The organism is Pseudonocardia zijingensis (genome assembly GCF_042657305.1).
Classification (GTDB): domain Bacteria; phylum Actinomycetota; class Actinomycetes; order Mycobacteriales; family Pseudonocardiaceae; genus Pseudonocardia; species Pseudonocardia zijingensis.
The window spans coordinates 66,468-81,265 of the sequence record NZ_JBHSKO010000013.1 but is presented as its reverse complement, the minus strand read 5'-3'; the positions used below and the strand labels follow the sequence as shown (position 1 = coordinate 81,265).

The window sequence follows — 14,798 nt, the reverse complement described above, 5'->3', positions numbered from 1 at the left end:
CCGGCCCCGCGCCCGTCGGGCCTCCCTCAGCGCTTCGCGCCCGCCTTTTCCATTCCACGCTGGACCGCGTCTGCCAGGTACGGGCGCAGGCCCGGCGCCGGGACGATCACATCCACCGACTCCACCCGCTGCGCGCGTTCCACGCTGTGGGCGGCGTCGAACTCGTCGGCGACCGTGCCCAGCACCTCCGCCCGCACGCCCGGGCGCAGGACGGCGAGCTCGTTGGTGAGCCGGGCGGCCTCCTCGTCGGCGCCGTTCTGGCGGGCCTCGGCGATGCGGGCCTCCAGGTCGGCGATGCGCGGGTCGGCGGCGGTGCGCTTGTTGACCTCCCCGGCGAACACGACGGCCGCGGCGGGCGCGCCACCGATCACCGACGCGTAGGAGCCCTCGACGGCGGCGACCTCCATGTTGTCGTTGAGGGTGCCGCTGAACACCACGTACGCGCCGCCGTGGTAGCGGGAGACCACGCAGAACACGATCGGCCCGTCGAAGTTCACGACGGCCCGGCCGATCTCCGCGCCGTACTCCAGCTGCAGCTGGCGCAGCGACTCGGGGGAGCCGTCGAAGCCGGAGAGGTTGGCGAGGATCACCAGCGGGCGGTTGCCGCTGGCCGCGTTGATCCCCCGGGCCATCTTCTTGGACGACTTCGGGAACAGGGTGCCCGCGGTGAACGTGGTGGGCCCGTCCATCGGCACGATCCCGCGCCGGGGCAGCGGGCGGGACTCGACGCCGATGAGGCAGATCGGCTGCCCGCCCAGGTGCGCGTCGAGCACGACCACGCCGTCGGCGTCGATCATGTCGACCCAGCGTTCGAGCGTGGGGTGGTCGGCGTCGGCCACCGCCCGCAGCAGCGAGCGGATGTCGAACGGCTTCTTGCGCTCCGGGTTGGCGGAGAAGATCTCCCCGACGCGCGTGAAGTCGCATCCGGGACCGGAGTGCGGGGAGTCGGAGATGTCGCGGTCCACCGGGTCGGTGGTGGGCGCCGGCCGCGGGAACCGCTCGCCGGGCGCGCGGTAGGTGTGCTCGTAGTGGGCGAGCAGCACGTCCACCGCCCCGGACAGGTCCGGCGCCCAGTACTGGGCCTGCCCGTTCGGTCCCATGATCCGGTCGTAGCCGCCGATGCCGAAGTTGTCCTCGGCGGAGACGCCGCCGGAGTAGTCGAGGGCCTGCTTGCCGGTGAGCACCATCGCGCTGTCCGGCGTCATCACCAGGATGCCCTTGGTGTGCATGAGCATCGTGGCCTCGGCGTTCCAGTACGGCTGCGCGCCCACGTTGATGCCGGTGACCACGACGTTGATCTCGCCGCCGGCCTGCGTGAACTCGACGATGCCGCGCAGGGCCCGGGCGATCCAGTCCATGTTCTCCACACCGGAGTCCATGGCGATCTTCGCGCCCGCCGACACCGCGAACCACTCGATCGGCGCGTCGAGGCGCCGGGCCAGCTCGATCGCGGCGAGCACGCGCGCGCACTCGGGTTCGGCGAGCGCGCCGAGGGCCTTCGTCGGGTCGCCGAGCAGCACCACCCGCGTCATGCCCTCCGGGTAGCGCCGCGTGGGCGTGGTGACGGTGCCGAGCACGATGTTGGCCGTGTTCTGCCCCGCCGGGCGCTCGACGGGGACGGGCGCCCCGTCCGGGCCGAGGTCGTACTCGGTGAACGTGCCGGTGGGCCCGCCGCGATCGGGGTTGCGCACCAGCATCGGCACCAGTTCGTACGGGTAGACGGCGCCGCGCCTGCGCGCCCGCATCACCTTCTGCGCGTAGGCATCGAGCTCGCGCAAGGGTTCCGTGGGCGGCTCGGTGATCTGCACGGTGAGGCCGGCGCCCGGCGGGCGCGACATCCGCAGCAGGAGCTCCGTCGGCTCTCCGCCGCGCGCAGCGTCAGCGGAGCGCGTATCGGCGCTGCCGTCGCCCGCGTGCCGGAACTGGACGACGACCTGCTCCAGGCCGAGCCCGACCGAGCGGGGCGCGAGCACCCGCACCACGGAGTCGAGTTCCTCGAGCGGCACGTCGACCACCGGCCAGACGTAGAGCAGCACCCGGTTCCAGTCGAGCCGCGCGTCGTCGCGGTGGGCGGCCCGGGCGGAGCGGATGGCCTCGAGGCAGGAGTCGAGCACCTGCTCCAGCTGGGGCAGCGCGCGGATGCGCCCTTCCCCGCTCTCTCCGTTCCGCAGCACGGTGAGCTCGCGGACGTCCGACATCGCGATGAGCCGCTTGTCGTCGGGAACGTTGCGCCCGACCGCGCGGAACAGGTGGACGTCGATCGGCGAGGGCAGCCGCGTCAGCTCGAAGTCGGCGAGGCGCCACAGCCCCAGCCGCTCGGCCACCATGGGGTGCAGCCCGCGCAGCGTGCGGTCCTCCACCGGCCTGCGGTCCGGACCCGGCGTGAACGTGAACCAGGCGGAGCGCTCGTCGCCGTGCGGGCGGCGCACCGCCACGGCCACGCGCGCGAGCCGCTCCGGCAGCCGCCCGAGCATCGCGCGGATCTTCTCCGCGGAGCGCTCGGGGTCGGAATCGGGGGCCTCACCCGCGATGACGTAGAGGTCGAGCAGCACCGTGCGCTCGTCGGTGCGCTGCGCGATGAGGCGGCGCAGGTCGCCCTGCACGGCCATCGGTTCGCCCCACGACGGCGCGTCCGCCGCGGTGTGCACCGTGGTGGCGAGGACGACGAGCTCCCGCCCCTCGTGCTCGTAGGTGGTGGTGAGCAGCGGGCGGCCGCCGCGGTCGGTGACCTGCAGGTCGTGCAGGGTGCGGATGCGGTAGTAGCGCCGCGTCATCACCTCGAGCATCGCCGCGTGGTGGCGGGCGCCGAACACGCCGAGGATGGGCTCGCCGGCCGACACGATCTTGTCGATCTGACGCGCCCGCTCCGCCGGGTCGGTGGAGAGCCGGTCGAGCTCGGCCCGCACCTCGGCCTGGCCGGCCGTGCGCTCGGCCGCGATCACCGGGGCGTCGAACAGCGTGTAGCGCACGCGGCGGGCGAGACTGCCCACCACGGGGTGCCGCAGCTGGGTGGCCGTGACGAGCCGGTCGATCACCCGCTGGTACTCCACGCGGTCGCCCTCCGGGAGCGACTCGGGGTGGGAGAGCCGCCACTCCAGCAGCGCCAGCACCACCGGCACGTGCGCCGTGGCCCGCCGGTGCGCCAGGAACATCCGGTAGAGCGCGCTGTGCAGCGCGTCGGTCGAGACGGTGTCGGACGGCGCCAGGTCCGGCACCCCGTAGTGCCCGAGCGCCCGGCGCAACCGTTCGCGGAACGACTCCGGCAGCCCCTCGGCGTCGGCGTCGCGCGAGCGCAGGAACGCGTACAGGTACTCCTGCGGGTTGCGCGCCTCCTCGCCCGCCGGGTCGACCTGCTGGGTCTCGTCCTCGGGGCCGCGGCGGTTGCGCGAGAGCGCGCACAGGTCGGCGAAGATCCGCAGCACCGCGATCTCGCCCGCCAGCACGCCGGGGTCGTCGGGCGCGAGCTCCCCGCGGGCCGCCGTCAGCGCCGCGAGCAGCGGCTGGGCGTCGCGTTCGTCGATGTCGTACCCGAGCACCAGGAAGCGCAGCGAGCGGAGCGCGTCGGCGGCCCGCGCGGCCGCGTCGGACCCGGCGACCGGCGGGCCGGCCAGCTCGCTGAAGTCGGCGCGTTCGCCGGTCGCGGCGGCGGCCGGGTCGCCGTCGGGTTCGAGGCGCACCAGCTTGGTGCCGCCGTCCACCTGGGTGTTCGCGGAGACGAGCACCTCGCGCACGCGCCCCGACACGGGAGCGCGCAGCGCCGTCTCCAGCTTCATGCTCTCCACGACGGCCACGACGTCGCCCGCCTCGACGGCGTCGCCCGGCGCCACCGGGATCGCGACGATCACCGCGGGTGCCGGGGCGCGCACGATCCCGGCCTCGCCGCCGGAGATCCGGTGCACCGCGCCGTCGACCTCCACGAGGAAGTCCGATCCCTGCGGCACCGAGAGCACCGAGAATGACCGCCCGGCCACCGTGAGCTTGCGTTCGAACCGGCCGGTGCGCTCCGCGTCGACGTCGACCGCCTTGCCGTCCAGCTCCACGTGGTAGCGGGAGCCGCGCGACTGGGCCACCCGCAGCCGGTACGACTCACCCGCCGCCCGAACGTCCACCTGGTACCAGGTCTCGTGGCCGACCTCGGGACGTCCGCGCTCCGCCGAGGCGAACAGCCGCTCGCGCTGGCGCGCCACGTGCGCGTCCTGCGCCTCCACCGCGGTGGCGAGCAGGGCGACGTCCAGGCGCCGCGGCGGTTCGTAGCCGTCGGCCATCATCCGGTCGAGCCAGGTGGTCTCGACGTCACCGGAGCGCACCTCGGGACGATCGAGCAGGTCGAGCAGGAACGCCTTGTTGGTGGTGCCGCCGTCGATCACGGCCGCGGTCTGCTTGAGCGCGCGGGAGAGCCGGGCGCGCGCCTCGTCGCGGTCGCGGCCCCACGCGATCACCTTGGCGATCATGGAGTCGAACTGGGGCGGGATCACGTCCCCCGACGCGACCCCGGTGTCGACCCGGACACCGGGCCCGCTGGGCAGCGCGAGGTGCTCGATGCGCCCCGGCGCCGGGGCGAAGCCCTGCTCGGGGTCCTCGGCGGTGAGCCGGGCCTCGATCGCGTGCCCGCGCGCCTGCGGGGCCTCCGGGGCGACGTCGGCGAGCTTGCCGCCGCCCGCCACGTGCAGCTGCAGCTTGACGATGTCGACGCCCGTGGTGGCCTCGGTGACCGGGTGCTCCACCTGCAGCCGCGTGTTGACCTCGAGGAACGACAGGAGCCGCTCGCGCGGCTCGTACAGGAATTCCACCGTGCCCGCGTTGACGTAGCCCGCGGCGCGCACCAGCTCCGCCGCCGACGAGCGCAGCAGCTGCTCCTGCTCGGCGTCCAGTGCGGTGGACGCCGACTCCTCGATCACCTTCTGGTTGCGCCGCTGCACCGAGCAGTCGCGCACGCCGAGCGTCCACACGTCACCGGAGGCGTCGGCCACCACCTGCACCTCGACGTGGCGTCCGCCGGGGATCGCGCGCTCCAGGAACACGGTGGCGTCGCCCGCGGTCTTGGACGCCTCCGACCTGGCCCGCTCGAAAGCCTCCGCCAGCTGCTCGGGGGCGTCGACGCGCCGGATGCCGCGCCCGCCGCCGCCCGCGGTGGCCTTGACCATGAGCGGGTACCCGATCCGCTCTGCGTGCTCGCGGGCCGCGTCGAGGTCGGCCACCGGCCCGCCGCTCCACGCGGCCATGGGCACGCCGACCTCCTCGGCCAGCACCTTCGACGCGATCTTGTCGCCGAGCCGCTCCATCACCTCGGGCGACGGGCCGATGAAGATGATCCCGAGGTCGCGGCACAGCCGGGCGAAGTCGGCCTTCTCCGACACGAAACCCCACCCCGGCCACACGGCGTCGGCGCGGGCGGCGCGCAGCCCCTTCTCCAGTTCGGCGTAGTCGAGGTACGGGCTCGCGGCGAACGCCTGCTCTGGGTCGTCCGGGCCGATCAGCACCGCCTCGTCGGCCTCGCGGACGAACATCGCGTGCCGGTCGACGGCCGTGTACAAGGCGATCGTGCGCAGCGGGGCGGCGCCGTCTCCCTCGTCCAGCTCGGCGTTCCACTCGCGCACCGCGTGGATGAGGCGCATCGCCGGCTCGCCGCGGTTGACGATGGCGACCCGTTGGAACTGCGTCACGATCTTCTTCACTCCTGTCGCTGGTGGCCCGATGCACCGTACGCCGCGCCCACCCAACTCGACGTCACCCGAGTCGCACAACCGACAGGCGGGGGACCACACGGCAGAATGTGACCGTGGCCAACGCCTCCGCACACCGGAACGGCTTGATCTTCGACGTGCACGAGGCGGGCCCGCCCGACGGTGACCCGGTCCTGCTCCTGCACGGGTTTCCGCAGCGCGGTGACTCCTGGCACACGGTCGCGGCCCGGCTCGCCGAGAAGGGCTATCGCACGCTCGCCCCCGACCAGCGCGGCTACTCCCCGCGCGCCCGCCCCACCGGCCGCGACGCCTACCGCCTCGACGAGATGGTCGCCGACGCGCTCGCCGTGATCGACGGCCTCGCCGGCCCGGCTGGCCGCGTGCACCTCGTCGGGCACGACTGGGGCGCGGCCGTCGCGTGGCGGCTCGCCGCCCGCCACGGCCACCGCCTCCGCACGTTGACCGCCGTCTCGGTGCCCCCGCCCGCGGCGTACCTGCGCTCGCTCCTTACCACCCGGCAGGGCCTGGCGTCCTGGTACGTCTACGCCATCCAGCTGCCCTGGCTGCCCGAGCGGCTGCTCGCCGCGAACGGCGCGCCGTTCTCGCGCCGGTTCGTCGCGGCCCTGCGCCGCACCGGCCAGTCCAAGGACGCCGCCGAGCGCGACGCGGCCGGGCTCGCCGACCCGGGGGCGCTCACCGCGGCGCTCAACTGGTACCGGGGGATGTTCGCGGGACCGCCCGGGGAGCCCGACCCGCCGGTGCGGGTGCCCACCCTGTTCGTCTGGAGCGACGGCGACCGCGCGCTCACCCGCCAGTCCATCGAGCTCGTGCACCAGCACGTCGCGGGGCCGTTCCGGTACGCCGAGCTGCGCGGCGTGAGCCACTGGATCCCCGACGAGGCCCCCGACCAGCTGGCCGAACTCGTGCTCGAACACCTCACGGAGTACCCCGGCTGATGGAGATCCTCTCCGGACGGGTGCTGCTGCGGCCCGTCGACATGCAGCGCAGCCTCGCGTTCTACCGCGACGTGCTCGGGCTCGCGATCGCCCGTGAGTTCCCCGGCGGCACCGTGTTCTTCATGGGCAGCGGCTACCTGGAGCTCTCCGGCAGCGCTGAGGCACCGCCCGGGCCCGCCGTGGCCCTGTGGATGCAGGTCCGCGACCTCGAGGCTGCCCACCGCGAGCTCGCCGACCACGTCGTGCGCGAGCCGCGGCAGGAGCCGTGGGGGCTGCACGAGATGTGGATCGCCGACCCGGACGGCACGCGGATCGTCCTCGTCCAGGTGCCGGAGGACCACCCGATCCGCCGCGACCAGCGCTGAGCGGCCCGGGGGCTCGCACACGACCTGTGGTGCCGGCACACCGGTTGCAGTCGGTGTGTGAGCGCGTGTGGTGGTGTGTGAGCGGCTGGGGTGTCGCCGTCGGGCGGCTCGCACACGACTTGTGGTGCCGGCACATCGGTTGTAGCCGGTGTGGGGCTCGGCTGTCGGCCTTCGGGGGCTCGCACACCACCGGTGGTGCCGGCACACCGGTTGCAGTCGGTGTGTGAGCGCGTGTGGTGGTGTGTGAGCGGCTGGGGTGTCGCCGTCGGGCGGCTCGCACACGACCTGTGGGGTCGGCACATCGGTTGCAGTCGGTGTGTGAGCGATGAGCCTTGTGTGTGAGCGCCCTGGGCGCCCGGGGCCGGCGAGGTCCGGCGATCAGTTCGTGAACGACCCCAACCGCGGGAGCCTGCTCGTGGTCGTCCCGGATGTCCTACTCGACGGGAGATCGCGATGTCCGGTGCGGCCGTGTTCGTGTTGATCATGGGAGTGGTCATGCTCTTGCTGGCGGTGGTCGATCAGCGTGCCCTCTGGCGAGCCACTGCGGCATGGCAGTACCGGAACCCCGAGGCCAACGAGCCATCCGACGCGGCTCTCGCGCTCAGCAGGGTTGGCCTGGTCGTCTCCGCCCTGTTCTTCTTCTGGGCCGCCTTCACCTTCTGGACCCTGTGACCGATGATGCAACAAACTGCGCAGCGCCGAGTCAGGCCGCGCGCGCCGTGCTCGTCCGCGTCGACAGCGGGATGGCGTCGGCGGCGGGCCGGGGGGTGAGCGCGGCGATCGTCGCGCCCAGCGCCGCCGCGGCCGCGGCCGCCAGGTAGATCACCGTGTACGCCCCCGCCGCGGGCAGCAGGCGACCGGCGACCGTGGTCGTCAGACCGGTGCTGATCGCGGCGACGAACGAGCTGCACGAGGACGTGCCGAGCATCCGCATCAGGGTGTTGAGGCTGTTGGCGGCCGCGGTCTCGCCCTCGGGCACGCCGTCCATGATCAGCAGGGGGATCGCGGAGTAGGCGAGTGCCGCGCCGATCGCCGTGGTGGTGGAGGCCGCGACCACCAGCGGGATCGACGCCGGGAGCATCGCCATCAGCACGTTGCCCAGCGCGAGGACCACGGCGCCGAGCACGAGCGAGGTGCGCGCGCCGCGGCGCTTCGAGACCCGCGCCGACACCGGGGAGAAGATCGTCATGGCCGCGCCGATCGGCAGGAGCGCGACGCCCGCCGCCACCAGCGACATGCCGAACCCGTAACCGGTCTCGCGGGGGGCCTGCAGGATCTGGGTCGTCACGAGGAAGCCCGCGAACATGCCGAAGCCGACCATGATGGAGGCGACGTTCGTCCACAGGACGGTGGGGCGGGCGGACACCCTCAGGTCGACGAGCGGGCTGCGGACCCGCAGCTCCCAGGCGGTCCACACCCCGAAGAGGACGGCCGAGGCCACGAGCAGGCCGATCACCAGCGGGCTGCCCCAGCCCCACTCGTTGCCCTTGGAGATCGCGAGCAGCAGGCAGACGAGCGCGCCCGACAGGCCCACCGCCCCCAGCACGTCGAACCGGCCGCCCGAGCGCAGCCTCGACTCGCGTACGACGAGGAGCACGAGCACGAACTGCACGGCGCCCAGCACCGCGGCCCCGGCGAAGAGCCACCGCCAGCTCGCGTGCTGGGCCACCAGCCCGGTGATCGGCAGCCCGATCGCGCCCCCGATGCCGAGCGAGGAGCTCATCAGGGCGATGCCGCTCCCGACGCGGTCCGGGGGCAGCACGTCGCGCATGACGCTGATGCCGAGCGCGATCACGCCCATGGCGATGCCCTGCAGCGCCCGGGCGGCGATGAGCACGCCGATGCCGGGTGCGACGGCGCCCAGCACCGAGCCGACCGTGACGATCGCGAGGCCGGCGAGGAGGATCCGCCGCTTGCCGTACATGTCGCCGAGCCGCCCCATGACCGGGGCGCAGACGGCCGCGGACACGAGGGTGGCGGTGACCAGCCACGCCACCGTCGCCGGCGACGCCGAGAGCAGCTGCGGGAACTGCGGGAGCAGCGGGACGACGAGGGTCTGCATCAGCGACACGGCCAGCCCGCACGACGCGAGCACGCCGATGACGAGGAACGGGCGGGGGGAGGTCACACCTCCAGATGAGCACGCGTTCGTTGTCAATAGCAAGCATGTGGAATGGGGAACACCTGCCGCTCCGGTCTGGTCCGAGCGGACGCGACCGGGCATCCTGTACCGGTCAAGTGGGCCACCGTCCCCAGCGCCGCGGCGTGGTCGACCTTGCCGCCGATGCAGGGAGCGCCGTGAGCACCGCCTACACCGAGGAGCCCGACGGGCCGGGGCACGAAGCCACAGTCGTGGAGCTGCCGCGCCTCGAGCCGCCCCCGGACCTCACGATCAACACGCTGGGAACGGCCCGCATCACGTCGCCGATGGCGCCCCTGCTGGACGCCACCCGCACCACCGAGCACTACATCAACGAGAACGACCGGGTACTGCTCGACGACACCCTCAGCGGCATCTCGGCCCGTGGCCTCGCGGCCGACCAGCTGCCCGGCATGGAGCCGTGCGGGCCCCGCCGCAAGATCTTCTTCGACCCGGCGAAGACGCGCGCGGCGATCGTCACCTGTGGCGGCCTGTGCCCGGGGCTCAACGACGTGATCGCGGGCATCGTCCGCACGCTGACCTACCACTACCGGGTGCGCCGCGTGGTCGGCATCCGCAACGGCTACCAGGGGTTCGTGGCTCGCTACGGCCACGACGTCGTGGACCTCACCCCGGAGTCGGTGCGCGACATCGCCACCGACGGCGGCACCGTGCTCGGCACCTCCCGCGGCCCGCAGGACCCCGAGGAGATCGTCGACTGCCTGGAGCGGCTGCACGTCAACATCCTGTTCGTGGTGGGTGGCGACGGCTCGATGCGCGGGGCGATGCAGATCGCGCGCACGATCGCCGACCGCGGCCTGCTGATCGCGGTCGTCGGCATCCCGAAGACGATCGACAACGACATCCCCTACATCGACCAGAGCTTCGGTTTCCAGACCGCGTTCAGCCTGGCCAGCGACGCCATCAGGGCCGCGCAGGTGGAGGCGAAGTCCACGGCGGGCGGCATCGGGCTCGTCAAGCTGATGGGGCGGCATTCCGGCTTCATCGCCTGCTACGCCGCGCTCGCCCGCAGCGGCGCCGACGCCGTGCTGATCCCGGAGGTCCCGTTCGCGCTCGACGGCGAGCAGGGGCTGCTCGCGCACGTGCGGCGGCGGGTCCGCGAGCGCGGGCACGCGGTGGTGGTCGTCGCCGAGGGAGCGGGCCAGGAGCTGCTCGGCGGGGTCGACGAGGACGCGCGGGACGCGTCCGGCAACGCCCGCCTGCACGACATCGGCCCCTGGCTGCGGCGGCGCATCGCCGACCACTTCTCCGACGCGGGGATCGAGACCTCGATCCGCTACATCGACCCCAGTTACGCCATCCGCAGCGTGCCGGCCAACCCCTACGACTCGGTGTACTGCGTGCGGCTGTCGCAGGCCGCGGTGCACGCGGCGATGTCCGGGCGCACCGAGATGGTGGTGGGCCGCTACCGGCGCCGCTTCGTCCACATCCCGATGCACGTGGCGGTGAGCAGGCGCAACCAGGTCGACCCGCACGGCGACCTGTGGACGGCGGTGCTGGAGTCCACCGGGCAGCCGGTCCGCTTCGGCTGACCGCCCGATCCGACGACCTGTCTCGGCTCGTACCGGGGTAGTAGCGTCGCCGTGGGGCGAGCAGCGGTGCGGCGGGAGGGCCCGATGAACCCGACGGGCGCGATGGAGCGACGAGGCGGGGGAACCCGGCTCGACCTGCAGCTGCTCCGGCTCGCCCACGACGCGCTCGGCGCCGCGTCGACGGCGCTGTTCGACGGTGGCGCGGAGGCCTCGTCCGCTTTCCCCGCCTTCAGCGGATGTTCGCCCGGGTCGTCGAGGCCGCGGAGACCGGTGTGGTGCCCGCCATGGCGGAGCTGCACGCCGGCCGGGCCGAGGTGGAGAGGCTGCAGTGGCGCCTCCTCTCGGAGTGCGGGGACGCCGATGTGGGTGGTGCGATCGACGTGGCGCTGGTCGGCAGGCTGTACGAGATGTGCGCGGGCCGCGCGGTGGCGCTGGCGCGACTGGCCAGGCGGTGACCTGATGGCGGTGACGTGAGGACGGGGGAGGCCCGGTGACCGGCGCAGGATGGCAGTTCTGGGTCGACCGTGGCGGCACGTTCACCGACATCGTGGCCCGCAGGCCCGATGGGTCCCTGCTGACGCACAAGCTGCTCTCGGACAACCCGGCGCGCTACCGGGACGCCGCCGTGGCCGGTATCCGCGCGCTGCTCGGCGGCGCCCCGGATGACCCGATTCCCACCGACCGGGTCGAGGCGGTCCGGATGGGCACCACGGTGGCCACCAACGCGTTGCTGGAACGCAAGGGCGAGCCGACCGTGCTGGTGATCACGAAGGGGTTCCGCGACGCGCTGCGGATCGCCTACCAGAACCGGCCGCGGATCTTCGACCGGCACATCGTCCTGCCGGAGATGCTCTACCGGCGGGTGATCGAGGTCGACGAGCGGGTCACCGCCGAGGGCACCGTGCTGCGCGCGCCGGACCTCGTCTCGCTGGCCGACGACCTGCAACGCGCCTACGACGACGGGATCCGCTCCGTGGCCGTGGTCTGCATGCACAGCCACCTGTTCCCGGCGGCCGAGCACGAGATCGGCAAGCTGGCCGAACGGATCGGATTCCCCCAGGTCTCGCTGTCCAGCGAGGTCAGCCCGCTGATGAAGCTGGTGCCGCGCGGGGACACCGCGGTGGTCGACGCCTACCTGTCCCCGGTGCTGCGCCGGTACGTCGACCAGGTGGCCGACCAGCTCCCGGACGTGCGGTTGATGTTCATGCAGTCCAACGGGGGCCTCGCCGAGGCCGGGCACTTCCGGGGCAAGGACGCGATCCTGTCCGGCCCGGCCGGCGGCATCGTCGGCATGACGCGCATGTCGGCGATCGCCGGGTTCGACCACGTGATCGGCTTCGACATGGGTGGCACGTCCACCGACGTCGCGCACTACGCGGGCGAGTACGAGCGGGTGTTCACCACCGAGATCGCCGGAGTGCGGCTGCGGGCCCCGATGCTCGACATCCACACCGTCGCGGCGGGCGGCGGGTCGATCCTGCACTTCGACGGCGCCCGCTACCGGGTCGGCCCGGACTCGGCGGGTGCCAACCCGGGACCGGCCTGCTACCGGCGAGGCGGGCCGTTGACCGTCACCGACGCCAACGTGATGCTCGGCCGCATCCAGCCGGCGTACTTCCCCTCCGTGTTCGGCCCCGACGGCGACCAGCCGCTGGACGCCGAGACCGTCCGGCGGCGGTTCGACCGGCTCGCCGCCGACATCCACGCGCAGACCGGTGACGACCGCTCGCCCGAGCAGGTGGCCGAGGGCTACCTGCGGATCGCGGTGGCGAACATGGCCAACGCGGTCAAGAAGATCTCCGTCCAGAAGGGCCACGACGTCACCCGCTACGTGCTGACGACGTTCGGTGGCGCGGGCGGGCAGCACGCGTGCGCGGTGGCCGACTCGCTGGGCATCCGATCGGTGCTGGTGCCGCCGATGGCCGGCGTGCTGTCCGCGCTGGGGATCGGCCTGGCCGACACCACGGCGATGCGCGAGCAGTCCGTGGTGACGCGGCTCGAGCCGGCCACCATGACGCGGCTGCAGGAGGTGGCGCGCAGCCTGGAGGAGGCGGCCCGCGGCGAGCTGCTCGACGAAGGGGTGCCCGCCGAGCGGATCCGCGTCACCCATCGTGCCCAGCTGCGCTACGACGGCACCGACACCGTCGTCCCCGTCCGGCTGGCCGAGCTCGACGCGATGGTCGCGGAGTTCGAGGCGAGCCACCGCAAGACGTACTCGTTCCTGATGGACCGGCCGCTGGTGGTCGAGGCGATCTCGGTGGAGGCCACCGGTCTCACCAGCCCGCCGGACCTGTCCCACCTCGGGGAACAGGAGGGGGCCGAGCCGGGCGCCGGGCCGGTCGACACGGTGCGCCTGCACGTCCGCGGCGCGTGGCGGGAGGTACCCCTCCACCAGCGCGAACGGATGGGCGCGGGTGACGTCGTGACCGGCCCGGCGATCATCGCCGAGGCCAACGCCACCACCGTGGTGGACGACGGCTGGCGGGCCACGCCGACCACGGCCGGCCACCTGCTCGTCGAACGCGTCGCGGCGCTCGAGGACACCAGCGCGGGCACCGCCGTCGACCCGGTGCTGCTGGAGATCTTCAACAACCTGTTCATGTCGATCGCCGAGCAGATGGGCACCCGGCTGGAGGCGACGTCCCAGTCGGTGAACATCCGGGAGCGGCTCGACTTCTCCTGCGCCTTGTTCGATCCCGACGGCAACCTGGTCGCGAACGCCCCCCACATCCCGGTGCACCTCGGTTCGATGGGCACGAGCGTCAAGGAGGTGATCCGCAGGCGCGCCGGCCGGATGAAGCGCGGTGACGTGTTCGCGGTGAACGACCCGTACCACGGCGGCACCCACCTGCCCGACATCACCGTGATCACCCCGGTCTTCGACACCGAGGGCGACGACATCCTCTTCTACGTGGCTTCCCGCGGCCACCACGCGGAGATCGGCGGCATCACCCCCGGCTCGATGCCCGCCACGAGCCGCGAGGTCCACGAGGAAGGTGTGCTGTTCGACAACTGGCTGCTGGTCGAGAACGGCAGGCTGCGCGAGGCCGAGACGCTGCGGCTGCTCACCGAGGCGCCCTACCCGTCCCGCAACCCGGACACCAACCTCGCCGACCTGCGCGCCCAGATCGCGGCCAACGCCAAGGGCACCGAAGAGGTCGGCAAGATGATCGAGCACTTCGGGCTCGACGTCGTCCAGTCCTACATGCGGCACGTGCAGGACAACGCCGAAGAGGCGGTCCGCCGGGTCATCGACACCCTCACCGACGGCGAGTACCGCTACACCATGGACTCCGGTGCGGTGATCTCCGTGAAGATCACCGTCGACCGCGACGCCCGGGGCGCGACCATCGACTTCTCCGGCACGTCGCCGCAACTGGCCACGAACTTCAACGCGCCGTCCTCGGTGGCCACCGCTGCGGTGCTCTACGTCTTCCGCACGCTGGTGGCCGACGACATCCCGCTCAACGACGGCTGTCTGCGCCCGCTGCGACTCGTCATCCCCGACGGGTCGATGCTCGCCCCCGTCCACCCCGCCGCGGTGGTGGCGGGCAACGTCGAGACCTCCCAGGCGATCACCGGCGCGCTGCTGGCCGCGCTCGGCGTGCAGGCCGAAGGGTCGGGCACGATGAACAACGTGACGTTCGGCAACGAGCGCCACCAGTACTACGAGACCCTCGGCTCGGGATCCGGTGCGGGCGACGGCTTCCACGGGGTCTCGGTGGTGCAGACGCACATGACGAACTCCCGGCTCACCGACCCCGAAGTCCTCGAATGGCGGTTCCCCGTGGTGCTGGAGGAGTTCTCCATCCGCCGCGGCAGCGGAGGCGCCGGGCGGTGGCACGGCGGCGACGGGGCCGTGCGCCGCATCCGGTTCCGCGAGCCGATGACCGCCAGCACGTTGTCGGGCCACCGGCGCGTCCCGCCCTACGGCATGGCCGGTGGCGCGCCCGGGGAGCTCGGCCGCAACCGCGTCCACCGCGCGGACGGCACCGTCGTGGAGCTGCGCGGCTGCGACTCGATCGACCTCGGGCCGGGCGACGTGCTGGAGATCCGCACCCCGGGCGGCGGCGGGTTCGGCGCACCCGATGGAGGCTGAC

At 73.0% G+C, this 14,798-nt stretch carries 8 protein-coding genes; 6 read left to right on the top strand and 2 right to left on the bottom strand.

The features are described from left to right. Positions 1-26: 26 nt before the first annotated feature. On the bottom strand, positions 27-5,663 hold the full coding sequence (locus tag ACFPL3_RS23865; RefSeq protein WP_379589656.1) for an ATP-binding protein: 5,637 nt from the start codon (positions 5,661-5,663) through the stop codon (positions 27-29). Positions 5,664-5,779: 116 nt separating this feature from the next. On the opposite strand from ACFPL3_RS23865, the gene ACFPL3_RS23860 reads away from it, so the two are divergent. From ACFPL3_RS23860 to ACFPL3_RS23850, 3 genes are all read left to right on the top strand, one after another. Further along, positions 5,780-6,640 carry an alpha/beta fold hydrolase gene (locus ACFPL3_RS23860; protein ID WP_343945921.1) on the top strand — a complete coding sequence of 287 codons (861 nt, stop codon included), beginning with the start codon at positions 5,780-5,782 and terminating at the stop codon, positions 6,638-6,640. After that, the gene (locus tag ACFPL3_RS23855) at positions 6,640-7,005 is read left to right on the top strand and encodes a VOC family protein (protein WP_343945920.1); all 366 of its coding nucleotides are present in this window, start codon (positions 6,640-6,642) and stop codon (positions 7,003-7,005) included. Before ACFPL3_RS23860 ends, ACFPL3_RS23855 begins: the two co-directional genes overlap by 1 nt. A gap of 453 nt (positions 7,006-7,458) precedes the next feature. Beyond that, complete coding sequence (locus tag ACFPL3_RS23850) at positions 7,459-7,677, top strand: DUF6199 family natural product biosynthesis protein (RefSeq protein WP_343945919.1); 219 nt, start codon at positions 7,459-7,461, stop codon at positions 7,675-7,677. Positions 7,678-7,708: 31 nt separating this feature from the next. Here ACFPL3_RS23850 and ACFPL3_RS23845 read toward each other — a convergent pair whose 3' ends face one another. After that, on the bottom strand, positions 7,709-9,133 hold the full coding sequence (locus ACFPL3_RS23845) for an MFS transporter (protein WP_343945918.1): 1,425 nt from the start codon (positions 9,131-9,133) through the stop codon (positions 7,709-7,711). Between the two features lie 224 nt (positions 9,134-9,357). On the opposite strand from ACFPL3_RS23845, the gene ACFPL3_RS23840 reads away from it, so the two are divergent. The 3 genes from ACFPL3_RS23840 (at position 9,358) to ACFPL3_RS23830 (ending at position 14,797) form a co-directional block, all read left to right on the top strand. Beyond that, a complete protein-coding gene (locus ACFPL3_RS23840) occupies positions 9,358-10,698 on the top strand; it encodes an ATP-dependent 6-phosphofructokinase (protein ID WP_379589667.1) in 1,341 nt (446 codons plus the stop codon). A 236-nt stretch (positions 10,699-10,934) separates the two neighbouring features. Further along, a complete protein-coding gene (locus ACFPL3_RS23835; RefSeq protein ID WP_343945917.1) occupies positions 10,935-11,153 on the top strand; it encodes a hypothetical protein in 219 nt (72 codons plus the stop codon). A gap of 35 nt (positions 11,154-11,188) precedes the next feature. Continuing rightward, positions 11,189-14,797, top strand: a complete 3,609-nt coding sequence (locus ACFPL3_RS23830; protein ID WP_343945916.1) for a hydantoinase B/oxoprolinase family protein — start codon at positions 11,189-11,191, stop codon at positions 14,795-14,797. Position 14,798: the final 1 nt, after the last annotated feature.

Bases quoted from the DNA above. Each gene is read 5' to 3' on its own strand.
- ACFPL3_RS23855 (WP_343945920.1), top strand. From the start codon at position 6,640: ATGGAGATCCTCTCCGGACGGGTGCTGCTGCGGCCCGTCGACATGCAG.
- ACFPL3_RS23850 (WP_343945919.1), top strand. From the start codon at position 7,459: ATGTCCGGTGCGGCCGTGTTCGTGTTGATCATGGGAGTGGTCATGCTC.
- ACFPL3_RS23835 (WP_343945917.1), top strand. From the start codon at position 10,935: ATGTTCGCCCGGGTCGTCGAGGCCGCGGAGACCGGTGTGGTGCCCGCC.